The following is a 25,079-nucleotide window of genomic DNA, read 5'->3' on the forward strand; positions in this document are numbered from 1 at the left end:
ATGGGGTGCTCCTTGCGGGTGGTGATGAATCGCTGTGTCGATTCGGAACCCGGAGCCAGGCGAATTCAGTGCCAGATTTAAATTTGCCTTAAATATCAGCGAGATATGCCAATCACCCAGCACCTCTCAAAACATTCAGGCCCGTTCTCTCGCAAGAAGCTGCGCACTGCAGGCAATCGCTTGCGCATCACCCTAAATGACAGCCCACCGAGGCAGCCCGCCCTAGACCGCTCGGGTTACCCCGAACGGCCAGGCAACAAGTGGCGCAACCGCCCGGCCGCTAGGGCAGCGTGCTCAGCGCCTGCCGCTCCAACTGGCCGCTGTACCAGGCCAGCAGCGCCGCCAGCGAGGCGCAGCCGGCAATCACCATTGCCATGGGCAGCACGCTGCCGTCGTGCAACACGCCAACCAGGGCCGAGGCCAGTCCCGCTACTGCAAATTGCAGACTGCCCATCAGGGCCGAAGCGCTGCCCGCCTGGTGCCCCTGACGAGCCATGGCGCAGGCCGCCGCATTCGGCGCAATACACCCGAGGCAGGCCATGCTGAGAAACAACGGAATCATCAGCAGCCACAGCGGCACCGCGTCCAAATTGGCCAGCGCGAGCAGTGACAAGGCGCACAGCAGATACAGCCCGCTCAAGCGGCGCAACCAGAACCCCGGTCCGCGAAAACGCATCAGCCAGGCATTGATCTGGGCAGCGATGATAAAACCCGCCGCGTTGGTGCCGAACAGCCAGCCATAGTGCTCGGCCGGAATGCCGTACAACTCGATGAATACAAAGGGCGAACCGGCGATATAGGCGAACATGCCGGCCATGGCCAGGCCCCCGGAGAGCCCGAAGGCGAGGAATTCATGATCCCCGAACAACCCTACGTAGCGCTTCAAGGTACCGCCCAGGGGCGCGCGGGGCAGTTGGGTCGGAAGGGTTTCCGGCAACCACAGGGCAATCCCCAGCCCCGCTAGGATACTGAACAGGGTGAGGCTGATGAAAATCGACCGCCAGCTGAACAACTCGAGCAACAGCCCACCGAGCATGGGGGCGAGAATCGGGGCCAGGCCCATGACCAACATCAGCTGGGAAAATACTTTGGCGGCATCCACCGGCTCGCACAGGTCACGCACCACCGCGCGTGAGACCACCATTCCCGCGCACCCACCGAGCGCCTGCACAAAGCGCGCAGCAATCAGCCATTCCAGGCTAGGCGCCAGGGCGCAGGCCGCAGACGCCAGGGTAAACAGGCTGACGCCGAACAACAGCGGCCCGCGGCGGCCAAAGCGGTCGGCCAATGGTCCGTAGATCAATTGCCCCAGAGCCAGGCCGATGAAGTACACGGCTAGTGACTGCTGGACATGCTCGACATCCGTCGCAAAATCACGGGCCAGCGCGGGGAAACTCGGCAAATAAAAATCAATGGCCAGCGGCCCGAACGCGGACAACGCGCCGAGCACCAAGAGCAAGCGTAAAGGCATGTGGGGGCGGATCTCCGAGCGAACCGGCAGCGAAGCGCTGTCAAAAAAGAGAACAAGCGGGCTGGCGACTTTCTTACATACATTGACGTTTGTAAATAGGGGGTCGACAATGCTTGCTCTATGACATCCCCTGGCCAGGTTTTCTCCAAATATATCTATGCGCCGCACCAAAGAAGATGCCGAAAAAACCCGCACCTCCATTCTTGCCGCAGCTGAAGTGCTGTTTATGGAGAAAGGGGTTGCTCATACCAGCCTGGAGCACATTGCCCGCGCCGCGGGAGTGACGCGGGGCGCGGTGTATTGGCACTTTGAAAACAAGGCGCACCTGTTTAACGACATGCTCAACCAGGTGCGTTTGCCGCCTGAGCAATTGGCGGAAAAGCTCAGCTCCGATCCGGAACTCTCCCTGCAGTCACTGTGCAACCTGTGCATTGCCGGGCTGAAGTTGCTGACCCAAAGCGAGCAAAAACGCCGCCTGCTGACCATTCTCATGCATCGCTGCGAATTCACCGAAGAGCTGCGCGAAGCGGAAGATCGCAACAACCTGTTCATCCAGCAGTTCATCGACATTTGCGAACGCCTGCTGACTGACTGCCAAACCCGCGGGCAATTGCACCCAGGTATCAGTGCCTTCCAAGCCTCGCGCGCCGTACATGGCATGCTGATCGGGCTGATCAGCGATTGGCTGCGCGCCCCCCACTTGTTCGACCCCGAGCGCGATGCCGCCCCCATGTTCGAGGCGCTGTTTCGCGGGCTGATTCGCGACCCACTGCCTAAAGCTTGACCTTGCCACGAGGTCAAGCTTGAGCATAGGGTGACCTTTCAGGAGGACACCTTATGTCGGCCACTGTCGATTTCCCCATCAACGGCATGACCTGTGCCAGCTGCGTCGGCCGCGTCGAACGCGCCTTGGAAAAAGTCCCCGGCGTGCAACACGTCCAGGTCAATTTGGCCAGCGAGCGCGCCCATGTCGAGGCTGAAGGTGTGGCTCTCGATCAGTTGATCGATGCCGTGGACCGCGCCGGCTACAGCGTACCCAGCCAACATGTCGAGCTGGCCATCGAAGGCATGACCTGCTCCAGCTGTGTCGGCCGCGTCGAACGCGCCCTGCTCAAGGCACCCGGTGTGCGCCGTGCCAGCGTCAACCTGGCCAGCGAGCGTGCCCACGTCGAATTGCTTGGTCAGCCCGATCCCGCTGCGCTGATTCAGGCGGTGAACAAGGCCGGCTACTGGGCCAACCTCATCGGCGAGCGCCAGCCGGCCACACACACTGCCGAACAGCGCTTGCGCCGCGAGCGCTGGACAGTAATCGCCGCCCTGGTCCTGGCCGCCCCGCTGGTGATCCCCATGTTCGGCGACCTGTTCGGCCAGCACTGGATGCTGCCGGCCTGGGCGCAGTTCCTGCTCGCCACCCCAGTGCAATTCATCCTCGGCGCACGCTTCTACAAGGCGGCCTACAAGGCGGTGCGCGCCGGTACCGGCAACATGGATCTGCTGGTTGCCCTGGGCACCAGCGCCGGCTACGGCCTGAGCCTCTATCAATGGTGGGCGACCCCGGCCGGACAGATGCCCCACCTGTACTTCGAAGCCTCGGCGGTGGTTATCGCCCTGGTGCTGCTGGGCAAATACCTGGAAAGCCGCGCCAAGCGCCAGACCAGCGCGGCGATTCGTGCGCTCGAGGCCCTGCGTCCGGAACGCGCCCTGCGCCTGGTGGAGGGCCGCGAGGAAAATGTCGCCATTGCGGCTCTGCGCCTGGGTGACATCGTGGTGGTCAAGCCCGGCGAACGCTTCCCGGTGGATGGCGAAGTAATTGACGGCGAAAGCCAGGCCGACGAGGCGCTGATTTCCGGCGAAAGCCTGCCCGTGGCCAAGCAGCCCGGCAGCCCGGTGACCGGTGGGGCCATCAACGGCGAAGGCCGGCTGATCGTGCGTACCACCGCCCTGGGCGGGGAAAGCGTGCTGGCGCGCATTATCCGCCTGGTGGAAGACGCCCAGGCGGCCAAGGCGCCCATTCAGAAACTGGTCGACCGGGTCAGTGAAGTGTTCGTCCCGGCGGTGCTGGTCATCGCCCTGTTCACCCTTGGCGGCTGGCTGCTGGCCGGCGCTGCGCTGGAAACCGCGCTGATCAACGCCGTGGCCGTGCTGGTCATTGCCTGCCCTTGCGCCCTGGGCCTGGCCACGCCTGCCGCGATCATGGCCGGCACCGGCGTGGCGGCGCGCCACGGCATTCTGATCAAGGACGCCGAAGCCCTGGAAGTCGCCCACGCCGTTACCTCAGTGGCCTTCGACAAGACCGGCACCCTGACCTCCGGCAAACCGCGCATCGTCCATCTGCATGCTGTCGATGGCGATGAAGCCTCGCTGTTGCGCCTGGCCGGCGCTCTGCAACGCGGCAGTGAACACCCGCTGGCCCGCGCCGTGCTGGATGACTGCGCCGAACGCCAATTGGTGGTACCCGAGGTCCAAAACAGCCAGGCCCTCAGCGGCCGCGGCATTGCCGGCGCATTGGAGGGCCGTCAATTGGCCCTGGGCAATCATCGTCTACTGGTGGAAAGCGGCCTGCAGCCAGGGGATTTAGCGCAGCGTGCAGCCGACTGGGAAGCCGAAGGGCGCACCCTGTCCTGGCTGATCGAAACCGCACCGAGCGCTCGCGTGATCGGCCTGTTCGCCTTTGGCGACACGCTCAAGGACGGCGCAGCCGAAGCTGTCGCCGCCTTGCATGAGCGCGGCATCCGCACTCATCTGATCAGCGGCGACAATCGCGGCAGCGCCAACGCCGTAGCCCAGCGCCTGGGCATCGACGATGTGCATGCCGAAGTGCTGCCGGCCGACAAGGCCGCCGAAGTGGGCCGGCTAAAAGAGGATGGTGGGGTCGTGGCGATGGTTGGCGACGGCATCAACGATGCGCCCGCACTGGCCGCCGCGGATGTCGGCATCGCCATGGGCGGCGGTACCGACGTGGCGATGCACGCCGCTGGCATTACTCTGATGCGCGGTGATCCACGCTTGGTGCCCGCCGCGCTGGAAATCAGCCGGCGCACCTATGCGAAGATCCGCCAGAACCTGTTCTGGGCGTTCATCTACAACCTGATCGGCATTCCGCTGGCTGCGCTGGGCTTCCTCAGTCCAGTGGTTGCTGGCGCGGCCATGGCGCTGTCCAGCGTCAGCGTGGTGAGCAACGCGCTGCTGCTGAAAACCTGGAAACCGAAGGAGTAGACCCATGAACATCGGTCAGGCAGCCAAACAGAGCGGTCTTTCCGCCAAGATGATCCGTTACTACGAATCCATCGGCCTGTTGATGCCGGCCGGGCGTGGCGACAATGGTTACCGCCGCTACAACGCCACTGACCTGCACCGCCTGGCCTTTATCAAGCGCGCCCGTGACCTGGGTTTTTCTCTGGAGGAAGTCGGCAAGCTGCTGACCCTCTGGCAGGACCGCCAGCGCGCCAGCGCCGACGTCAAGGCGCTGGCCAGTGCCCATGTCGCCGAGCTGAACCGCAAGATCGAGGAATTGACCAGCCTGCGCGACACCCTGCAAGAGCTGGTTGAGCATTGCCAAGGCGACGATCGACCGGATTGTCCGATTCTCAAGAGCCTGGAAACCGGAGGTTGCTGCAGCGGGCATTGACGGCAGCATAGTTCGCGTGGGATGGCATGGTTCGGTGCAGGCTCATGGTGGACGAGAAAGCGTCTTCCACGGGTTAATGCTTGCCCTTGGAGCCAGCGTACTGGCGAAGCTTCTAACTTCGGGTGATCGCGAGCAAGCTCGCTCCTGCATAAGCAGGTAGGGTGGATGTCGTTTTTTACATCCACCATGACCCCGCAGGGTGGGGATCAGAATAGCGCGATCCACCCCGCGAAAAATGCAGCGTAACCCATCGCCGTCAGAGCTGCGCCTGCAGGTAGTTCTGCAGGCCGATACGTCCGATCAAGCCGAGCTGCTGCTCCAGCCAGTACGCGTGGTCTTCTTCCGTGTCCTTGAGCTGGGCCTTGAGCATGTCGCGGCTGACATAGTCGCCGTGCTGTTCGCACAGCTCGATGCCTTTGGCCAGCGCCGCACGCACCTTGTATTCCAAAGCGAGATCGCTGCGCAGCATTTCTTCCACCGTCGCGCCAGGATTGATCGCATCGGGGACCATGTCCGGCGTGCTTTCCAGGAACAGGATACGTTTCAGCAACGCGTCGGCGTGCTGGGTTTCCTCTTCCATTTCATGATTGATGCGCTCGTAAAGCTTGCTGTAGCCGAAATCGTCGTACATCCGGGAATGCAGGAAATACTGATCCCGGGCCGCCAATTCGCCCTTTAGCAGGCTTTTCAGATAGTCGACGACCTGTGCGTGCCCCTGCATCTCAAACTCCTCGAACCGATACGAACTAACAAGCGACAAGCTTCGGCGCCACGACAGCGGCGGTCAAGTTTTCCCGCTGATTCAGGCGATTCGCCGCACCCGTGACGGATGTTTATTGCATCCAGGGCGGCGGCGGTTCCATATCGCGCGGTGCATCCTCGGCATTGAGCATCGCCTCACGGCGCGCCTGCTCGGCCAGAGTCGCCTTGATCTCGCGCATGACCGACTCGACATCAGCCTCTTCTTCCGGCTCTTCGAACTCGCCGGTGAGCACCGTGTCCGGCGTCAGCTCGCCGACCTCGTAGAGTGCCCACATTTCCTTGGCGTACTTGGTGTAGCGCAGCTCGGGCGCGAACTGACCAAAGTATTCAGCCATGTTGCGCACGTCACGCTCGAGCATGGCGAAGGCATGATTGTTGCCGGCGGCGTCCACGGCTTGGGGCAGATCGATGATCACCGGACCGTAGGGATCGAGCAGCACGTTGAACTCCGACAGGTCGCCGTGCACCAGGCCTTCGCAGAGCATCTTGACGATCTCGCCGATCATGAAGGCATGGAATTCGCGAGCGTCTTCGGGCAACAGATCGACGTCGTTGAGCCGCGGCGCGGCATCGCCGGCGCCGTCGGACACCAGTTCCATCAACAGCACGCCGTCTAGGAAGTCATAGGGTTTCGGAACGCGCACGCCGGCGCCGGCCAGCCTGAACAACGCGGCCACTTCAGCGTTTTGCCAGGATTCCTCCTGCTCCTTGCGACCGTATTTAGAGCCCTTGGCCATCGCGCGCATCGCTCGGCTGCTGCGTACCTTGCGGCCTTCCTGGTATTCGGCGGCCTGGCGGAAGCTACGCTGGTTAGCCTCCTTGTACACCTTGGCACAGCGCAACTCGGAGCCACAGCGCACCACATACACGGCGGCTTCTTTGCCGCTCATCAGCGGGCGTACTACCTCGTCGATCAGGCCATCCTCTTGCAGAGGGAGCAATCGTTTTGGGGTTTTCATCGGCGTTTCTGCACTTCCTTGCCAGGCAGTCAATCGGCGGCACGCAGAGTACGGCAAAGCAACGTTGGCCGCCATGCATGCGCATGGCATTCATCGCTCTGTTTACAAGACAGGCTCACCGAGAGCGTTATCAAGGCGCTGCGCTTACCCCCAGAATGGGTGGATGAACCTGTGCATAACCTGTAGAGCGAGAGTTCCAGGCCAGGCCTGACAAGCCTTAGGAAGTGGCGTTCATTTTTCAGTCAGTGGCAAATGGATCGTGCACAGATAATGTGCACGAGGCTGTGGACAATCTGTTCAACCCTGCCTGGACGCCAGCATTGACGCGCTCTGACGCCGTACGCTCAGTATTTGAGCAGCCCGGGCTATCAGGCCGACAGCGAATGTGCAGATTTATACAGCGGAGCGCTTGCCCACAGTAACCGGGGATGACCCTGTGGAAAAGCTGTTCAGACCACTCCCCGAGCGTGGCAGTCGCTGGCCTTGCCGCCGTCGAACAATTCTTGACCGGTTCTGGAAACTTAGCCACAGACGCTGGGCAACACCCTGTCCAAAGGCTGTGGGTAAGCGCAGCCAAACCACACAATCCGTGGCTTGGCGCGCAGCGTTCAGTTTTTGTTCAACGCTCCAGAATGGCCACCACGCCCTGCCCACCCGCCGCGCAGATGGAGATCAGCCCGCGCTTGCCCTCACCCGCCACGCTGAGCAGCTTGGCCAGGTTGGCAACAATACGACCGCCCGTAGCGGCAAAGGGGTGCCCAGCCGCCAGTGAGCTGCCCTTGACGTTGAGCTTGCTCCGATCAATGGCGCCCAGCGGCGCGTCCAGCCCCAGGCGCGCTTTACAGTAGTCCGCATCCTCCCAGGCCTTGAGCGTGCACAGCACCTGGGCGGCAAAGGCTTCATGGATTTCGTAGTAATCGAAGTCCTGCAGAGTAAGGCCGTTGCGCTCCAGCAAGCGGGGCACGGCATACACCGGCGCCATCAACAGTCCTTCCTGGCCATGCACGAAATCCACCGCCGCCGCTTCGCCATCCTTGAAATACGCCAGAATCGGCAAACCACGCGCCCTCGCCCAGTTCTCGCTGGCCAACAGCACCACAGACGCACCGTCGGTCAACGGGGTCGAGTTGGCGGCCGTCAGCGTGCCCCGGGCACTACGCTCGAACACCGGTTTTAGGGTGGCGAGCTTGTTGAGGTCGATATCGGGGCGCAGGTTCTGATCGCGACTGAGGCTGAGGAACGGACTGAGTAGATCGCTCTGCCAGCCCTCGGCATAGGCTGCGGCCAGTTTTTGATGGCTCTCGTAAGCCAACTGATCCTGTTCATCGCGAGGAATCTGCCACTGCTGGGCCATACGCTCGCAATGCTCACCCATGGACAGCCCGGTACGCGGTTCGCCATTGCGGGGAATGCTCGGGGCCAGATGACCAGGACGCACCTTGAGCAGGGCCCTGATCTTGTCGCCGGTGGATTTGGCCCGGTTGGCCGCCAGCAGAATCTTGCGCAAGCCTTCGTTGACGCCGATTGGCGCGTCGGATGTGGTATCCACGCCGCCCGCGATGCCACTCTCGATCTGCCCGAGGGCGATCTTGTTGGCCACCAGCAGCGCTGCTTCCAGGCCGGTGCCACAGGCCTGCTGCAGGTCATAGGCTGGGGTTTGCGCCGAGAGGCGCGAACCGAGTACGCATTCTCGTGTCAGGTTGAAGTCCCGTGAATGCTTGAGCACCGCACCGGCCACCACTTCACCAAGGCGCTCGCCGTGCAGGTTGAACCGCTCGATCAGGCCTTCCAGGGCCGCGGTGAGCATGTCCTGATTGCTGGTGGTGGCGTAGGCGGTATTGGAACGAGCGAACGGAATACGGTTGCCGCCGACGATGGCGACCCGGCGAAGCTGGGCCATACAGACTCCTGTGCGATAAACGTGCAATGAACATTGGCTACAGGCTAGCCTGCGCTACATCCCTGGCATTGGCCGCCTCGCCGTTTCCACGTTAATACCGGTCAATGCAAGGTGCCGCTCAGCGCGTAGAGTGTTTCGCCATTCGTCCTCAGGGAGACCATCATGTCTGACCGCTATATCGACTTTGCCAACTCCTCGCTCGGCCGCCAGGTGGTGCGCCGCGTCGGCCTGCCCGCGCCGCTGCGCCTGCAACGCTGGATAAGCGGGCAGTCACGCCCTGTAGACGGCGCCTTGCTGGTCGGCGGCGGACCGCTGCTGGCCCAGGCATTGCCGGCGCTGCAGCGTCTGGGCAATGAACTGTATGCCAGTGGCGAAGGCGTGGCTCTGCCAGCCTGGAATGCCGCGCTGACGTCCAAACTCAAGGCCCTGGTATTCGATGCCAGCGACCTGCAGCGTCCCGAGCAACTGATCGCGCTGCGCAATTTCTTCCAGCCTGCCCTCGGCCACCTAGACAGCTGCCCGCACATTGTCGTGCTCGGTCGCGCGCCCGAATCGCTCAGCGATCCGTTCGCCGCCAGCATCCAGCGCAGCCTGGAAGGATTTACCCGCTCGCTAGGCAAGGAAGTGCGCCGTGGCGGCACCGTGCAGTTGCTGTATGTCGGTGAAGGCGCCGAAGCGCAACTGGAAGGCGCGCTGCGCTTTTTCCTATCGCCCAAGAGCGCCTATGTATCGGGCCAGGTGCTGCGCCTCAGCCGAACCGCTGCCGAGGTCAAGGACTGGACACGTCCACTGGCCGGCAAGAAAGCTCTGGTCACGGGGGCGTCACGGGGCATCGGTGCCGCCATTGCCGAAACCCTCGCACGCGACGGCGCCGAAGTGACCCTGCTCGACGTACCCGCTGCCACTACCGCACTTGAAGCCGTGGCCGCGCGCCTGGGCGGGCATAGCCTGGCCCTGGACATCTGCGCCGAGGATGCCCCGCAACAGTTGGTGCAGGCGCTGTCCGGCGGCGTGGATATCGTCGTGCACAACGCCGGCATTACCCGTGACAAGACCTTGGCGAAGATGAGCGAGGCGCTGTGGAATTCGGTAATCGACGTCAACTTGCTGGCCCCGCAGCGCCTCACCCAGGCGCTGCTCGACGCCGGCACGCTGCGCAATGACGGCCGCGTGGTGCTGATCGCCTCGATCAGCGGCATCGCCGGTAACCTGGGGCAGACCAACTATGCGGTGAGCAAAGCCGGGCTGATCGGTTTGGCCCAGGCGTGGGCGCCGGTTCTGGGCGAGCGCGGCATTACCCTCAACGCCGTGGCGCCGGGCTTTATCGAAACGCAGATGACCGCTGCCATTCCGTTCACCATCCGCGAAGCCGGTCGGCGCATGAACTCCATGAGCCAGGGCGGTCTGCCTCAGGACGTCGCCGAAGCCGTGGCCTGGTTCGCCCAGCCGAGCAGTGGTGGGGTCAGTGGCCAAGTCTTGCGGGTGTGCGGGCAAAGTCTGCTGGGGGCGTGACTGTTGCAATCAGCGGCCTGCAATTGCAAGGCGATTCTTAGCATTGAATTCGCCCTGTTGCCGCCCGCTCGGGAAAGCAGGTGAGCGAAGCCTTGTACCGTGTCAGTCGACACTGACCGTGGGCGCCTTGGCCCTGTTTTGCCGACCCTTGCGACGAAACTCCACCGGCGTCTCGCCGATCCAGCGCTTGAAGGCACGATAGAAAGTGCTCGGCTCGGAGAATCCGGTGCGCTCGACGATCACCTCGATGCGTTCGTCGGTATTGAGCAGTAGTTCCTTGGCCAGGCGGCAGCGGTAGTCAGTGACCAGGTCATTGAAACGCACCCCCGCCATGGCCAGGCGTTCACGCAGTCGCCGCGAAGGCATGCTCAGGCGCAAGGCGACCTGCTCCAGGGTGGCGCCACCGTCCACTAGCAACACGGCGATCAGCTCACGCACCTGGCGTACCAGATCGAGGCGCTCCACTTCATGCAATTGCCGACGCGCCAGCGACTCATGCATGCGCAACAGCTCCGGCGCCGCATGGCGCGAGGGTTTTTCCAGAACGCCGGCGCTGAACACCAAGGCATAGCGTGGCGCATTCAGGCGCACCGGACAGCCGTAGACATCGTGGTAGCGCTCGGGCGTCGCGCCTTCGGCATGCATCAACTGGACTTCAAGAGGGGTGAATTCACCGTCGGTGAGCGCACTGAACAGACGAATCGCCGCGCCCATGAGCATTTCCGGAAAATGCCGCACGGCCCCAGCATCCATGCCCAGCACCAATGTGGCGCGCTCGCCGTCGAGCTCCAGGCTGCCGGCTAGCAGGTCGGATAACAGTCGCGTATAGCGCAAGGCATGGCGCAGGCCTTCACCGAAGGTGGCGCTGGACAGGAACAGGTATTCAAGCAGCAAGCCATGGAAGGCGGGTAAATACCCGGCCAGGTGCAGGCCGACATCCTGCTCTTCGCAAGCCTCGGCGCAGGCCTGCCAGAATTGCAGTTGCGCCGTATGGGGGAAACGGCTCGCCGGTAACGCGCCTTGCGGCAGGCCGACTCGCGTCAGAACCCGTTCGGGATCAACGCCACTGGCGCGCAACGCCTCGATTACCGGGCGCATCAGCGCCACATCGTCGGTCAGATCTTGCATCATTATTTTTAGTTTTTCTTGTTGAGCGTGGCGCAGTCATCTTAGTCAGCTTTAGGGGCGATACTCAAGAACGCCAGGCATTGAGGCAGGCAGAGCGATTGGCTGCTTTGTCATGGCCTCTCGTCGCGCGGCCAATGTACCCCGGCGCCGGGACGATAAATCTGTAGGTAATCGGAACAAGGGAGATAACCGATGCTGATCCAAGATCTGCCCCATCTGCCAGCCTTGCCCAGCCTGTTCGCCCGTGCCGTGCTGCGCCGTGGCACCCGAGGCGCGACGCTGCCCTTGCGGGGGCTGAGCTGTACGCTGATGGTCGACCCGCATAACCTGGCGCGCTATCGGCAGTTGTGCGGCTTCGCGGACGATGGACTGCTGCCCTCCACCTATCCGCATATCCTCGCTTTCGCCTTGCAAATGAAACTGCTCACGGCCGATGACTTCCCCTTTCCGCTGCTGGGCCTGGTGCATCTGGAAAATCGCATCAAGGTGCTGCGCCCGCTCGGCGGCCTCGGACCCTACCGGGTGAGCGTAACGTTGGACGCCCTCGCCCCCCATGACAAAGGCACCACCTTCGGCCTGATCACCCGCCTCGAAGACCAGCTCGGCCTGCTCTGGGAAGGCGACAGCCGCATGCTTTATCGCGGCCTGCACATCGACGGCCCGGCCGTGGAACGCACCGAACACGCATCGTTTCCGCTGGAAGAAATCGCCCGCTGGCGCGCGCCAGCGAATATTGGCCGCCAGTACGCGCGGGTCGCCGGCGATTACAACCCGATCCACATGAGCGCCATCAGCGCCAAGCTGTTCGGTTTTCCCCGTGCCATCGCCCACGGCCTGTGGAACAAGGGTCGCGCCCTGGCTGCCCTTGGTGATCGCTTGCCCAGGGCCGGTTATGACGTAGAAGCGCGCTTTCAGAAGCCGGTCCTGCTGCCCAGCGACGTGCGCCTGCTGGCCAGCCCGCCGGCCGACCATGGCCAGTTCAGCTTGCGTAGCACCCAGGACCTGCCGCATATGGCCGGCCAATGGAGTCTGTGGAAGTCATAGACCGCAGACTGACTGACAATGAGTTCGCCCCGGCGCGCCGAGATCCGGGATAATCCGCAGGTTCAGCCCTGCGGAGCCACCATGAACCTCGAAGCCCTCACCCAACGCCTGCACGCTATTCGCGATGCCAACGACTGGCGGCAGTTCCACAGCCCGAAAAACCTGACCATGGCCGCCAGCGTGGAGATGGCCGAGCTGGTGGAAATTTTCCAGTGGCTGAGCGAAGCGCAGTCCCGCCAATTGCCGGCCGACCAACTGGAACACGCCGGCCAGGAAATCGGCGACGTCGTGCTTTACCTGTTGCTGCTGTGTGCCGAGCTTGGACTGGACATGAACGCCGTGGTCAGCGCCAAGCTGGCCGACACCGAACGGCGCTACGCACGATGAACGACCGGCATTTCGATGAGCTAGCGGTGCGTTTCGCCGAAAAAATCTACGGTGGCGCCAAGGGCGCAATCCGCCTGGCCGTGCTGCAGGCGGACCTCAGCGAAATTCTGCCGCAACGCCCGCAACGCCCGCTACGCGTGCTGGATATCGGCGCCGGCCTGGGCCACATGTCGCTGTGGCTGGCTCAACAAGGCCACATCGTAACGCTCGCCGAGCCTGCCGCACCGATGCTTGAGGGTGCGCGCCAGCGCTTCGCCGAGGCCGGACAAACAGCCACCTTCATCCAGTCGCCTTGGCAGGAACTGGCCGAGCAGTTGCATGAGCCCTATGACCTGGTGCTCTGCCACGCCGTGCTGGAATGGCTGGCCGAACCGGCTGCCATCCTGCCGGTGCTGCACCGCCTGACGGCCACCCACGGCTGGCTGTCCCTGGCCTTCTACAACCAGGACGCCTTGATCTACCGCAACCTGCTCAAGGGACACTTTCGCAAACTGCGCAAACAAGAGTTTGCTGGGGAAAAACAAAGCCTGACGCCGCAACGCCCGCTTGATCCTCGCGAACTGGCGGCGCAACTCGCCGCTACCTGGACAGTTGAACACACCAGTGGCGTGCGGGTGTTTCACGACTACATGCCGATGGAATTCCAGACCAAGGCCGAGGGGGCCGCGCTGGTCGAAATGGAACTGGCCTATCGTCGCCACCCGGCCTTCGCCGGCCTGGGTCGCTATCTACACTGGATATGTCGGCCCCACTAACAAGCGTAAATACCCTCTGGCAGGAGCGTCACATGATCCGCCCCGCCCTTCTCACCCTCAGCTTCGTGCTGGCCGCTTGCCAGGGGAACAATCCCTACACGGCCAGCTCGGCTCCGCTGCCTCCGGCGCCGAATCTGGCCGCCACCGGCGTCGATGTCAGCGCCTACCCCGCCGCGCCCCGCGATTATGGCCGTTACCGCTCCTGGGCCTGGCAGCCAGGCCTACTTCCGGCGGGCACGACAGAGGCCAGCCCGGAGCAAGTCCAGTCAGCGATTGCCGCAGGGCTTGATCAGGTCGGCCTGCGTCCGGCACGGGACAACCGGACCGCCGATCTACTGGTCAGCGCCGACCTGCGAGTCGAGCGCCGTCTGCAACGACGCTATGACGACTACGGCTATGGCGGTTATGGTTATGGTTATGGTTACCATCCAGGGCTGTACCCCTACGGTTATCACTCGCCTCACCATTCTGGCTATGGCCTGGCCATGAGCGTACCGCTGGTGCGCACCTTCGAAACCGAAGTTCTGGTGGTGGATATTCAATTGCACGATGGACGCGACGGCCAGCCCGTCTGGAGCGGCAGCGCCGAAGCGGTACGCGGCAGTGATCGCCACACGCGCAGCGACAGCCTGCACGATGCCGTACGCCAGGCACTGGCAGGTTATCCGCCATACTGATCAGGCACCTCTCTCGTTTCGGAGAAGCCATCATGCCGTACCGACTCTTGCTGTTACCGCTGCTGCTGGTGCTCGCAGCCTGCCAGACGACCCGTCTGGAACGGGATTTTGACGCTAGCCGCGATTTCGCCGCCTACCGCAGCTGGAGCTGGCAGGAGCCGGCCGTGCAATACGTCCCGGCCGACCCGCGCTTGCACAGCGACCTGACCACCCAGCGCGTACGAGAAGCCGTAGCTGAGGAGCTCGACCAACGCGGCCTGCGCCCGGCCCAAAGCAACCCGGACCTCAAGGTGCAGGTCTGGATGCTGGTTGAGCAGCGCCAGGACCAAGTGACCACTGTCTACGGCGGTGGCGGTTACTGGGGCAACCCGTGGGGTTTCTGGGGCGCGCCGGGTTACGCCGAGACCAGCTCGTACAACTACCGTGTTGGCACCCTGCAAATCGACCTGTTCGACGGCCGTGACGGCAAGCTGGTATGGCGCGGCAGTGCCGAGCAGGTATTGCCGAGCCGTTCGCGAACCCCAACCGAGCGCCGTCTGGACATCTACGAAACGGTGACCAAGGTCCTCAGTCAGTACCCGCCCTATTGAGGTAATACGCATGGAAGCCCAATCGCAACAAGTGCTCATCCTGGTAGCCAGTGGCCCCAGTACGCCGGCGCGTTGCGCCGCACCGTTTCATATCGCCACGCTGCTGGCCTGCATGGACGCGCAAGTGACGTTGTTTCTAACCGGTGAAGCCGTGCGCCTGGCGCAACAGAATATTGCCAACACACTGCGGGCAACCGAGGACGGCGAGCCGCTGCTGCATTTCATCCGTCAAGCCAAGGACGCCGGAGCACGGCTGTTGATGTGCCGCCAGCCCGGCGTACCCCTGGATGAGTCCGCACTGATCGCCGAACTCGACGAAATTTCCAGCGGCGGCGAACTGGCGCAACTGATCCTGGAAGCCGAACGGGTGCTCACGCTATGAATCTGCATGGACTGGAGTTTCCCGATGCGCTGTTCTATGCCCCCGCCCATGGCCTGTGGCTGCGCGAGGAAACCGATGGCACAGTCACGCTGGGCCTGAATGCCTACGGCTGCGCCCTGTATGGCGAAATATTCGCCTTTACCCCCAAACGCATCGGCGCGCGCATCGAACGCGAGCGCAGCTTCGGCGTGGTGGAGTTCGCCAAAGCCGCCACTTCCGCCCGCAGCCCGCTGGCCGGCAAGCTGCGGGCGGTCAATACGCAATTGCTGGAACGCCCGGGCTTGATCAACCGCGACTGCTATGGCGAAGGCTGGATGATCCGCCTGCACCCAGACGATTGGCTGGCCGTGCGCCATGAATTCCCCCAGGGCGAATCGGCGCTGACGGCCCTGGCCGAACAGATGCGCCTGGATAATTTCGACCCGGAGGACCGCCATGTGCAGGCGTTGAAGTGGAAGTAGATCTGACAAGAAGATCAACAGGAAATGGCGGAAGGCAGTAGGAGTCGAACCTACCCGGGAGCGGCTGCCGCCCCCAACCGGGTTTGAAGCCCGGCCGCAGCACCGGCTGCGATTGCCTTCCAATAGTCGCGAATTCGGCCTCGAACGCGCCAGCCCTCAACCCTAGGTGCTTTCCGTGTCCTGCGCCAATGCGCTGTCGCTGCGCACCTTGCGTTCGTTGCCGAAGCGCCGAGTAAAGCCGATGCGGTCGAAGTGTTCCAGCAATTGAATGCTGCGTTTGCGCCCCAAGCCAACGCGGTCACGAAATGCCGCCGCACGAATCTCTCCAGTTTGCTGATGCAGGGCCAGCACATGCCCAGCCAGCTGGCGCAGCGTAGTTTCCGGGTAGAACAGATCCTTGACCACCTGCTGCACCAGCCCCAGGCGCGCCAGTTTGCGCAGCAGGTGGCGCATCACCGCTTCGTCTACTGCCGTTACCCGTGCCAGATCGCGCACCCAAGGCGGGTTGAAACCGCCCGCGACCAACGCTGGCCAGATGCGCGTTTTCAAGCGCTCTTCCGCCTCGCTCAAGCGCACCTGATGTTCGGGACGGTGCAGCCAGGGCCCGCTGGCCAAGATATGACCCGCAGCCATTTGCTGTTCCAGCAAGGCGATAAATACCGGGCGTTCCAACTGTGGCAACGCGTAGCGGCGCAGGCGATCGCGGTCGGGGCCGAGCTCATCCGGCTGCTGCTCGTGAAAACGTTGCAGGGCAGCAGTCAGGCTTTCACCCAGGGCCTGCCATTGTTCGCGGCTGAACACGCGCGGACCGAGCCGGGTGGTGATGTTGAGTACCTGCTCAGGCAACTGCCAGCTCGCCTGGGGGCGGTTGAACTGGCGTGCCAACACCTGTGGATCGAGACCATTAACGGCTTGGGCAAGCAATTCCGGCAGTGCCTGCTCCAGACCACCCTCACGTAAGGCGCGCATTTGCTGCAGTCGCGCCGCACTGCGCCGATAACGCGCTGGGGCAAAGGGATCGAGAACCTGTCCGCCGCCCAGCGTGCGCTGCGCCGACTGGTCACGCAGCACCAGACGGTCGCCATGCACGGCATGCACGGGAGCGTTAATAAGCAACTGGGCCAGCATGCGTTCACCTGGAGCCAGGCACTCACTTTCCAGCAAGGCAACACGACCGGTGACATCCTGGGCCGCGAGGTGTACGTGCACAGGCGTCCAATGGCGAAGCTCACGGGCTTCGCTTGGCAACAACTGCAGGTCGATATCGATGCGTGTGGTTGGCGCGTGCAACGGCGGCGCCAGCAGCCAGTCGCCGCGCTGGAAGCTGTCGACACTCAGACGTTCGCCAGCCAGATTGACGGCTACCCGCTGTCCGGCAAATGCCGCCCGCGCCTCGCGATTCTGCGCATGCAGACCACGTACCCGCACGCGCTGGCCGGCGGGACTGAGCACCAGCTCGTCACCAACCTGCACCTGTCCGGCAAAGGCCGTGCCTGTCACCACCACACCGGAACCGGTAACGCTGAAGACACGGTCGATGGCCAGACGGAAATACCCATCGCGACTGCGTGCTCGACACTCAGCGGCAGCGCTCACTAACGCGCCGCGCAGATCTTCGATACCTGCGCGGGTGATGCTGGACACCGGAAAGATCGGCGCTCCGGCCAATGGCCCATCGGCCAGCAGTTCGACAATCTGCTGGCTGACCTCGGCGAGACGCGCTCCCTCCACACGGTCGATCTTGGTCAACGCCACCAGAGCGCGGCGAATACCCAGCAGCTCGACGATGGCCAGGTGCTCGCGGGTCTGCGGCATCACACCGTCATCGGCGGCCACCACCAGCAGTACCAGGTCAATGCCGCTGGCGCCAGCCAGCATGTTGTGCACGAACCGCTCGTGCCCCGGCACATCGATAAAGCCGGTCAGGTTGCCTTCACCCAAGTCGGCGTACTGATAGCCGAGATCGATAGTAATGCCGCGTTCGCGCTCTTCGCGGCGGCGGTCACCCGCCTGGCCGGTCAACGCCTTGAGCAGTGCGGTCTTGCCGTGATCGATATGGCCGGCGGTGCCGACAATCATCCCAGCGCCTCGCGCAGTTGCGGTAATTGCTCGGTAAACGCGGCCTCATCATCGAGCTGGCGTAGGTCGAGCCACAGAGCGTCATCGTCGATCCGACCGAGCACCGGAATGGGCAGCTCACGCAGCGCCGTTTCCAGCTGGCGCAGGCTCCGTCCGCGCAGGCGTCTGGGCTGTTGCGGACGCAGGCACAGGGCCGCACTGGCCAGGCGCGCCACCGGTTGTGCGCCGCTGCCGATCATGCCCAGCGCATCGCTGGCCGTGACGCTCCAGCATTCATCCATCACCGCTGCCAGTTGCGGCGCCAGACGCTGGGCCTGGTGGCGGATCTCAGCCTGCGGACGCGTCAGCAGACGCAGACTGGACAGACGCTCGGCCAGGCGATCCGGGTCGCGGTACAGGTTGAGCACCGCTTCCAGGGCCGCGAGAGTCAGCTTGTCGACACGCAGGGCACGCTTGAGCGGGTTCTTCTTGATTCTCTGAATCAGCTCTTTGCGCCCGACGATCAATCCGGCCTGAGGCCCACCCAGCAGTTTGTCGCCACTGAAGGTGACGATATCGGCACCATCACGCAGCGCCTCCTGCACGGTCGGCTCCTTAGGCAACCCCCAGCAGCTCAAATCGACCAGGCTGCCGCTGCCCAGGTCCTCCAGTAGTGGTAGACCATGCTCATGAGCAATGGCCGCCAGTGCGGCGGTGGGCACGCTGGCGGTAAAGCCCTGCACGCTGTAATTGCTGGTGTGCACTCGCATCAGCAGTCCGCTACGGGGGCCGATCGCGTTTGCGTAGTCGTGGGCATGGGTGCGGTTGGTGGTGCCCACCTCATGCAATTTCACCCCGGCGCGGGCCATGATGTCGGGGATGCGAAAAGCGCCACCGATCTCGATCAGCTCGCCACGCGAAATAATGCCTTCCTTGCGCGCGCCCAGGCTGTTGAGCGCCAGCAGCACGGCAGCCGCATTGTTGTTGACCACGGTGACCGCCTCGGCACCGGTCAGCTCGCGAATCAACCCCTCGATCAGGTCGTCACGGTCCCCACGTTTACCCGTGGCCAAATCGAACTCCAGATTGAGCGGGTAACGCGCCGCCAAGCAGACCGCTTCGACCGCCTCTTCCGGCAGCAGCGCGCGGCCCAGGTTGGTATGCAACACCGTGCCGGTCAGGTTGAAGACGCGGCGTATCCGGCTGCGCTGCTGGTTGGCCAGCCGCTCGCCGGCGCGCCCGGCGAGGACTGCTTCACTGAGTTCCTGCGCTGTCAGTTGGCCGTTGCGAGTAGGCGTGCGCAGCTCATCAAGCAAGTCGCGCAAGGTAGCGAGCAGCGCCTCGCGCCCGTAACGCTGCTGCAGCGGCTGACAGGCCGGCGTGCGCAACAGACTGTCCACCGAGGGCAGCCGCGCGCTGGTCATGTATCACCCCCCGGCGCCAGCAGCAGATTAGGTGCACGGCGCTGGAAATCCTGTTCACTCAGCAGCAGATCGAGGTCAAGGGTGGCCAGGTCAGCGGAAAGACTTTCACCGTCCGGTTGCAAGTCCAGGTAGAGCAGCTTGAGGTACGTACGGCACTCCGGGCAGGCTTCGGCCTTGACCCCCTGGGGAGAATTTTCCAGGTGCAGGTAATCGATTTCCCGCGTGCTGCGGCAGTGACTGCATTTCAGTCGGGTGTAATGCCATTCGCAGGCGCACAGTGAGCACACCAGGTAGCGCAGGCCATTCATCGCGCCACGATGGCGGATCACGCCAGCCATCGGCAGTGCGCCGCAGCAGGGACACTGGCCCTGATCCTCGCGTTCGCGCAGGTCGGACAAGCCCAGCCCCAGTAGCCAATGACTCCAGGCAAGTTGCAGGGCAGCACCGAGGAACGGCACCAGTGCCGCCGGCAGGCTCGAGAACTGCCCCGTCAGCAAGGATAAGGCCCACACCTTGCGTTGGCCGGCATCAACGCTGCGCAGTTGCTCCAGCGCTAACGCCACCGAGGGCGTGACTGGCGCATCGAACGTCGCAAGCCATGCATCGAGCATCGGCAACCAATGACCTTCGCGCACTAACGTGTCTGCCGCCAGCGGCGGCATGCCATGGTTGATGCATTCACGGCTGCGGTGCTCATCCAGCGGTTCCAGAGTGGGTGGCAGGTCGAGCACCTGCTGCTGAGCCCGGCATACCGCCGCCAGCAGGTGCAGATAATCGGCCAGGGGGTGCTCTGCGGCGATCTGCTCCAGGCGCGCCGCACGCCGCGCAAACAGGTCGCGTGGCGGTAACTGGATGAAGGGTGGTTTGTTTGCCGCGGCTTCAATCTGCCCGGGCTCAAGAATGTTGCCTGCCACGCCCTGCTCCTTTTATAGAGTGTTCAGAGCAAGCGTAGTTGGCTTCGCCCGTATCGTGCGATACGGGCGTTTTTGTCTTCCCCCTTGTGAACTATGCCGCCTTTAACGATAAGGCTGTCGGCGGGGCGGTGTGCGTTCCAGATCGCTCTCAGACTCGCCATTGACCTGCCGGTACCAGGCCAGATGATGCTTGCGCGCCCAGGCACGGCTGACCCAGCCGTGGAACATGCCGTACATGGACCCTTTGACCCAGATTCCGGAATACACATGGACGATGATGCTGAGGATCAGCACGAAGGCGGCGAAGGCATGGAGCAAGCTGGCCCAGCGCGCCGCCGTTACCGGGAAATAGTCCCCGAAGAACTCCTGCCACATGAGGATGCCCGTTACCAGCAGGACCAGCAGGCACAGCAGCAAAACCCAGAACAAGACTTTCTGTCCGGCATTGTAGCGCCCCACTTCCGGCAGACGCTCCTCGCGGTTGGCGACAACATCGTTGATCTGTTTCAGCCATTGCCGATCATTGCGGTCGAGCAGGTTATGGCCGGCGAAGCGCACCGCCATAAACAGGAACAGGATGAACATCACCACACCGAAAATCGGATGCAAAATGCGCGTCCAGGTGCCGCCCCCGAACAGCCCCGACAGACCGAACAGCCAAGGGTGGAACAAGGCCAGACCGGACAGGCCCGCGCAGAGAAACAGAATCGCCACCAGCCAGTGGTTGGTCCGGTCCAACCGCGTGTAACGCAGGATTTCTTCTTTCATGGTTGCCTCCAGGGGCAATCGAACACCGGCGTGCCGGGCGGGCACGCCGGTGCGCGTCAGGCTTTCGGATCGCGCGGGTCAACCACATGCACGCTTGGATCGACCTGGTGCACCACCGTTTCGCCGCCGGGTCCATTGTCGTGATCGTGTTCGTCCTCTTTCACACGGTTCGGGCCGACCCCCACATAGTGGAAGAACCCACCGAGCACTGCCGCACCCATGGCCAGCAGCGCCAGCGGCTTGGTCACGCCCTTCCACAAACTCACCAGCGGACTGATCGTCGGCTCGTTGGGCAGGTTGCTGTACAGCATCGGCTGGTCGTTGTGATGCAGCACATACATGACGTGGGTGCCGCCAACGCCCTCCGGATCGTACAGACCGGCCTGGTCGAAACCCCGCGACTTGAGATCGGCGATGCGCCCGGCGGCGTGCTCCTTCATGTCCGCCTTGCTGCCGAACACAATGGCGCCGGTCGGGCAGGTCTTCACACAGGCCGGCTCCAGGCCGACGGAGACCCGATCAGAACACAGCGTGCATTTGTAGGCCTTGTTGTCCTTGGCCGAAATGCGCGGCACATCGAACGGGCAGCCGGTAATGCAGTAGCCACAGCCGATGCAGTTGTCCTGATTGAAATCGACGATGCCGTTGGCGTACTTGACGATTGCCCCAGGGCTCGGACACGCCTTCAGGCAACCGGGGTCGGCACAATGCATGCAGCCGTCCTTGCGGATCAGCCACTCGAGGTCGCCGCTATTGGGGTTTTCGTATTCGGCAAATTTCATCACCGTCCAGGAATCCGCCGTCAGGTCGATCGGGTTGTCGTAGGTTCCATGGTTGGTGCCGACTTCGTCGCGTATGTCGTTCCATTCCGAACAAGCGACCTGGCAGGCCTTGCAACCGATGCACTTGGAAACATCGATCAGTTTGGCCACCTCGCCAATCTCACGAATCGACGGCATTTGCGTGGTGGTGGCGGAGCGGGCAATTACGTCTTGGGTAGCCATGTCATGCCTTCTCCACGTTGACCAGGAACGATTTGAATTCCGGCGTCTGCGTATTGCCGTCGCCCACAAATGGGGTCAGGGTGTTGGTCATGTAGCCGTTTCTGGCCAGCCCCGAGAATCCCCAGTGCAGCGGAATGCCGACGTGGTGCACCGTGCGTCCGTCCACGGTCATGGGCCTGAGACGCTTGGTCACTACCGCAACCGCCTTGATGAAGCCTCGGTTGGACGACACCTTGACCCGTTCGCCGGCGGCGATGCCCAGCTCGTTGGCCAAAGCTTCGCCGATTTCGACAAACTGCTCGGGCTGAGTGATCGCATTCAGGCGACAGTGCTTGGTCCAGAAGTGGAAATGCTCGGTCAGTCGGTAAGTCGTTGCCGCATAGGGGAATTCCTCTGCGGTGCCGAACAATTCCATATCGTTCTTGAACACCCGCGCTGCTGGGTTGCTGGTGGCCTGCGGGTTGTCCGGATGCAGCGGGTTGCGCCCGATGGGTGTTTCGAACGGTTCATAATGCTCAGGGAATGGCCCCTCGGTCATCATGCCCAGGGCGAAGAAGCGCGCCACGCCTTCGGGGTTCATGATGAACGGGTTCATGCCCGCCTCCGGCGGCGAGTCGACTACGAAGTCGGGCACGTCGGTACCGGTCCACCTTCCACCGTCCCACCACACCAGACGTTTCTTCACCGGGTTCCACGGCTGACCCGCGGGATCGGCGGAGGCACGGTTGTATAGAATCCGCCGGTTGGCCGGCCAGGCCCATGCCCAGGCCAGGGTTTGCCCCATGCCGAACGGGTCGGCGTTGTCACGGCGCGCCATCTGGTTGCCTTGTTGAGTCCAGGCGCCGCAATAAATCCAGCAACCGCTGGAAGTCGAGCCATCGGCGCGCAACTGACCGAAACCAGCCAATTGTTCCCCCGCCTTGGCCAACACCGCGCCGCTGGCCGGGTCGACAAGGTCGCTTAGCGCACGGCCGCTGTACTCCCGGGCAATTTCTTCCGGGGTCGGCTCTTCCGGCTGCTTATAGGCCCATTCAAGGTTCAGCAGCGGCTCGGCATAAGCACCACCTTCCGCGCGATACAGCTCGCGTAGCCGATGGAACAGGCCACCCATGATCGCCACATCGGTTCGTGCCTGGCCGGGCGGCTCGGCGCTCTTCCAGTGCCACTGCAACCAGCGACCACTGTTGACCAACGAGCCGTCTTCCTCAGCAAAGCAGGAGGTGGGCAAGCGGAACACCGTGGTCTGGATGCTGGCGGTATCGACGTCGTTGTGCTCACCGGCATTGCGCCAGAACTCGGCGGTTTCGGTGTGCAGCGGGTCCATGATCACCAGGAATTTCAGCCGCGCCAGCGCGGCGCTGACCTTGGCCTTGTTGGGGAAGGAACCGATGGGGTTGAAGCCCTGACAGAAATAGCCGTTGACCTTGCCCTGGTACATCATGTCGAACACCTGAAGCACGTCGTAGCCGGGAATATCCAGCTTGGGCAACCAGTCATAACCCCAGTTATTTTCTGCCGTGGCGTTGGCCCCGTACCAGGCCTTCATCAGGCTGACGTGGAACTTCTCATAGTTCTGCCAGTAGGACAGCTGCCCGGGGCGCAACGGCTTGCTGGCCCGTTTCTCGATGTAGGCGGCGTAGTCCTGTTCCGAGTCGAGCGGCAAGGTCAGGTAGCCGGGCAACAGGTTCGACAGCAGACCCAGATCGGTCAGACCCTGGATGTTGGAATGTCCGCGCAGGGCGTTCATGCCACCCCCGGGCATGCCGATATTGCCGAGCAGCAATTGCACCATGGCGCCGCAGCGAATCATCTGTGAGCCCACCGAATGCTGGGTCCAGCCCAGGGCGTACATGATGGTCATCACCTTGCCTGGCGCCGAGGTTTCGGCTACAGCTTCCCAAACTTGGAGCAGCCGGTCCTTGGGTGTGCCACAGATGCTGCTGGCCATATCCGCCGTGTAGCGGCTGTAATGCTGCTTGAGCAGGTTGTATACACAGCGTGGATGGCTGAGCGTCGGATCGACCAGCGCGTAGCCGTCCTCGCCGGTTTCATAGAACCAGCTGCCCTTGTCCGGATAGGCGCGCGCTTCGGCGTCGTAGCCATTAAACAGGCCGTTAGCGAAGCTGTACTCCTCCTTCACGATGAACGGCAAGTCGGTGTAGTTGCGCACGTACTCGTGCTGAACCTTGTCATTCTCCAACAGGTAATTGATCAGCCCGCCGAGGAAGGCAATGTCGGTCCCGGTACGGATCGGCGCGTACATGTCAGCGACCGCGGCGGAACGGGTAAAGCGTGGATCGACCACGATCAGCCGGGCCTGGTTGTGGGCCTTGGCTTCGGTGACCCATTTGAAACCACAGGGGTGGGCTTCAGCAGCGTTGCCACCAATAATCATCACCAGGTCGGCATTCTTGATGTCGGTCCAGTGATTGGTCATGGCTCCTCGGCCAAACGTCGGGGCAAGACCTGCCACCGTCGGGCCGTGTCAGACACGTGCTTGGTTGTCGAACGCCAGCATGCCGAGGGAACGGACCACCTTGTGGGTCATGTAACCCGCTTCGCTGGAAGCAGCCGACGCGGCGAGAAAACCCGTACTCAACCAGCGGTTCACCGTCATGCCCTGGTCGTTCTTCTCGATGAAGTTGGCATCGCGGTCGTCTTTCATCAACCGGGCGATGCGGTCCAGCGCCTCGTCCCATTCGATGCGTTTCCACTCGTTGCTGCCAGCTTCACGCACTTCGGGATACTTGAGGCGATGGGGGCTGTGGACGAAATCCAGCAGACCCGCGCCTTTCGGGCAGAGCGTGCCACGGTTGACCGGATGGTCGGAGTCGCCCTCGATGTGAATGATTTCCTGCACGACGTTCTTGCCGCCACTGCCCTGGCTGTAGAGGATCAGGCCACAGCCGACCGAACAGTAGGGGCAGGTGTTGCGTGTCTCGCGGGTATTGGTCAGTTTGAAATGGCGGATCGACTCGGCGAAGGCCGGCGGAGGCGCCATGCCCAACGCCGCCATGCTCGACGCCCCAAGGCCCACTCCGCAGACCTTGAAGAATTGCCGACGGTTCATGTCCATCGAAGTTCTCCTGATTCAGGCTAGGCAGACCGTTTTGGCCTTGAGCGGCGCGACGGCCTCTGTGGCATGCGTGCGACTGACGTCACGCTGTGCCACTGCTTCTAACCCTAGTCAACGGGGTGAAATTGGCAATGTTTGCCCCCGCTGCTCTTAACATGCGGACCGTTTCCTTTCCCCGT

At 62.9% G+C, this 25,079-nt stretch carries 22 protein-coding genes and 1 tRNA gene; 11 read left to right on the forward strand and 12 right to left on the reverse strand.

Going from position 1 to position 25,079, the window contains the following annotated elements:
• Nucleotides 1–280: 280 nt before the first annotated feature.
• The gene (locus tag ACTV8E_RS19535; RefSeq protein ID WP_443200554.1) at nt 281–1,471 is read right to left on the reverse strand and encodes a Bcr/CflA family multidrug efflux MFS transporter; all 1,191 of its coding nucleotides are present in this window, start codon (nt 1,469–1,471) and stop codon (nt 281–283) included.
• Between the two features lie 157 nt (nt 1,472–1,628).
• Between ACTV8E_RS19535 and ACTV8E_RS19540 the strand changes: the two genes are divergently transcribed.
• From ACTV8E_RS19540 to cueR, 3 genes are read left to right on the forward strand one after another with little or no spacing between them, the layout of a single operon-like run.
• Nucleotides 1,629–2,255, forward strand: coding sequence for a TetR family transcriptional regulator (locus ACTV8E_RS19540; RefSeq protein WP_251834754.1), 627 nt, complete (start codon nt 1,629–1,631; stop codon nt 2,253–2,255).
• A 53-nt stretch (nt 2,256–2,308) separates the two neighbouring features.
• On the forward strand, nt 2,309–4,687 hold the full coding sequence (locus ACTV8E_RS19545) for a heavy metal translocating P-type ATPase (protein ID WP_443200555.1): 2,379 nt from the start codon (nt 2,309–2,311) through the stop codon (nt 4,685–4,687).
• A gap of 4 nt (nt 4,688–4,691) precedes the next feature.
• Nucleotides 4,692–5,099 (forward strand): Cu(I)-responsive transcriptional regulator, encoded by a 408-nt coding sequence (gene cueR, locus ACTV8E_RS19550; RefSeq protein ID WP_273536496.1) that lies wholly within the window; start codon nt 4,692–4,694, stop codon nt 5,097–5,099.
• A 256-nt stretch (nt 5,100–5,355) separates the two neighbouring features.
• On the opposite strand, the gene bfr is transcribed toward cueR, so the two are convergent.
• The 3 genes from bfr to ACTV8E_RS19565 all read right to left on the reverse strand — a co-directional run bounded on the left by bfr (nt 5,356) and on the right by ACTV8E_RS19565 (nt 8,720).
• Complete coding sequence (gene bfr / locus ACTV8E_RS19555; protein WP_443200556.1) at nt 5,356–5,820, reverse strand: bacterioferritin; 465 nt, start codon at nt 5,818–5,820, stop codon at nt 5,356–5,358.
• Nucleotides 5,821–5,932: 112 nt separating this feature from the next.
• Entirely contained in the window at nt 5,933–6,820 is an 888-nt protein-coding gene (locus tag ACTV8E_RS19560) for a PA4780 family RIO1-like protein kinase (protein ID WP_251834750.1), read from the reverse strand.
• Between the two features lie 619 nt (nt 6,821–7,439).
• Nucleotides 7,440–8,720, reverse strand: a complete 1,281-nt coding sequence (locus ACTV8E_RS19565) for an acetyl-CoA C-acetyltransferase (RefSeq protein ID WP_443200557.1) — start codon at nt 8,718–8,720, stop codon at nt 7,440–7,442.
• A 162-nt stretch (nt 8,721–8,882) separates the two neighbouring features.
• Here ACTV8E_RS19565 and ACTV8E_RS19570 point away from each other — a divergent pair, with 162 nt between their 5' ends.
• Nucleotides 8,883–10,232: a 3-oxoacyl-ACP reductase gene (locus ACTV8E_RS19570; RefSeq protein ID WP_443200558.1), complete on the forward strand. Its 1,350-nt coding sequence runs from the start codon at nt 8,883–8,885 to the stop codon at nt 10,230–10,232.
• Nucleotides 10,233–10,334: 102 nt separating this feature from the next.
• Here the strand turns inward: ACTV8E_RS19570 and ACTV8E_RS19575 are convergent, their stop codons facing one another.
• Nucleotides 10,335–11,360 carry an AraC family transcriptional regulator gene (locus tag ACTV8E_RS19575; RefSeq protein WP_443200594.1) on the reverse strand — a complete coding sequence of 342 codons (1,026 nt, stop codon included), beginning with the start codon at nt 11,358–11,360 and terminating at the stop codon, nt 10,335–10,337.
• Nucleotides 11,361–11,552: 192 nt separating this feature from the next.
• On the opposite strand from ACTV8E_RS19575, the gene ACTV8E_RS19580 reads away from it, so the two are divergent.
• The 7 genes from ACTV8E_RS19580 to ACTV8E_RS19610 all read left to right on the forward strand — a co-directional run bounded on the left by ACTV8E_RS19580 (nt 11,553) and on the right by ACTV8E_RS19610 (nt 15,656).
• Entirely contained in the window at nt 11,553–12,404 is an 852-nt protein-coding gene (locus ACTV8E_RS19580) for a MaoC family dehydratase (RefSeq protein WP_443200559.1), read from the forward strand.
• Nucleotides 12,405–12,485: 81 nt separating this feature from the next.
• Complete coding sequence (locus ACTV8E_RS19585; RefSeq protein WP_443200560.1) at nt 12,486–12,791, forward strand: MazG-like family protein; 306 nt, start codon at nt 12,486–12,488, stop codon at nt 12,789–12,791.
• Complete coding sequence (locus tag ACTV8E_RS19590) at nt 12,788–13,546, forward strand: methyltransferase domain-containing protein (protein WP_443200561.1); 759 nt, start codon at nt 12,788–12,790, stop codon at nt 13,544–13,546. Before ACTV8E_RS19585 ends, ACTV8E_RS19590 begins: the two co-directional genes overlap by 4 nt.
• Before the next feature lie 32 nt (nt 13,547–13,578).
• Nucleotides 13,579–14,223, forward strand: a complete 645-nt coding sequence (locus ACTV8E_RS19595; protein WP_443200562.1) for a DUF4136 domain-containing protein — start codon at nt 13,579–13,581, stop codon at nt 14,221–14,223.
• A gap of 32 nt (nt 14,224–14,255) precedes the next feature.
• Entirely contained in the window at nt 14,256–14,813 is a 558-nt protein-coding gene (locus tag ACTV8E_RS19600; RefSeq protein WP_251834743.1) for a DUF4136 domain-containing protein, read from the forward strand.
• 10 nt (nt 14,814–14,823) lie between these two features.
• Nucleotides 14,824–15,195, forward strand: coding sequence for a DsrE family protein (locus tag ACTV8E_RS19605; protein ID WP_251834742.1), 372 nt, complete (start codon nt 14,824–14,826; stop codon nt 15,193–15,195).
• Nucleotides 15,192–15,656: a glycine cleavage system protein H gene (locus ACTV8E_RS19610; RefSeq protein WP_443200563.1), complete on the forward strand. Its 465-nt coding sequence runs from the start codon at nt 15,192–15,194 to the stop codon at nt 15,654–15,656. Before ACTV8E_RS19605 ends, ACTV8E_RS19610 begins: the two co-directional genes overlap by 4 nt.
• A gap of 25 nt (nt 15,657–15,681) precedes the next feature.
• Here ACTV8E_RS19610 and ACTV8E_RS19615 read toward each other — a convergent pair.
• The 7 genes from ACTV8E_RS19615 to fdnG form a co-directional block, all read right to left on the reverse strand.
• Nucleotides 15,682–15,777 (reverse strand) — tRNA-Sec (locus tag ACTV8E_RS19615).
• Nucleotides 15,778–15,818: 41 nt separating this feature from the next.
• On the reverse strand, nt 15,819–17,735 hold the full coding sequence (gene selB, locus ACTV8E_RS19620; RefSeq protein ID WP_443200564.1) for a selenocysteine-specific translation elongation factor: 1,917 nt from the start codon (nt 17,733–17,735) through the stop codon (nt 15,819–15,821).
• Nucleotides 17,732–19,138: an L-seryl-tRNA(Sec) selenium transferase gene (gene selA / locus ACTV8E_RS19625; protein ID WP_443200565.1), complete on the reverse strand. Its 1,407-nt coding sequence runs from the start codon at nt 19,136–19,138 to the stop codon at nt 17,732–17,734. Before selA ends, selB begins: the two co-directional genes overlap by 4 nt.
• Entirely contained in the window at nt 19,135–20,052 is a 918-nt protein-coding gene (gene fdhE / locus ACTV8E_RS19630) for a formate dehydrogenase accessory protein FdhE (protein WP_443200566.1), read from the reverse strand. Before fdhE ends, selA begins: the two co-directional genes overlap by 4 nt.
• A gap of 102 nt (nt 20,053–20,154) precedes the next feature.
• Nucleotides 20,155–20,820, reverse strand: a complete 666-nt coding sequence (locus ACTV8E_RS19635; protein WP_251834737.1) for a formate dehydrogenase subunit gamma — start codon at nt 20,818–20,820, stop codon at nt 20,155–20,157.
• A gap of 56 nt (nt 20,821–20,876) precedes the next feature.
• The gene (fdxH, locus tag ACTV8E_RS19640; protein ID WP_443200567.1) at nt 20,877–21,824 is read right to left on the reverse strand and encodes a formate dehydrogenase subunit beta; all 948 of its coding nucleotides are present in this window, start codon (nt 21,822–21,824) and stop codon (nt 20,877–20,879) included.
• A 1-nt stretch (nt 21,825) separates the two neighbouring features.
• The gene (fdnG, locus tag ACTV8E_RS19645; RefSeq protein ID WP_273536473.1) at nt 21,826–24,900 is read right to left on the reverse strand and encodes a formate dehydrogenase-N subunit alpha; all 3,075 of its coding nucleotides are present in this window, start codon (nt 24,898–24,900) and stop codon (nt 21,826–21,828) included.
• Nucleotides 24,901–25,079: the final 179 nt, after the last annotated feature.

The sequence above is a fragment of the Pseudomonas sp. B392_1p genome (assembly GCF_052245235.1).
In the GTDB taxonomy this organism is placed as follows: Bacteria; Pseudomonadota; Gammaproteobacteria; order Pseudomonadales; family Pseudomonadaceae; genus Serpens; species Serpens gallinarum.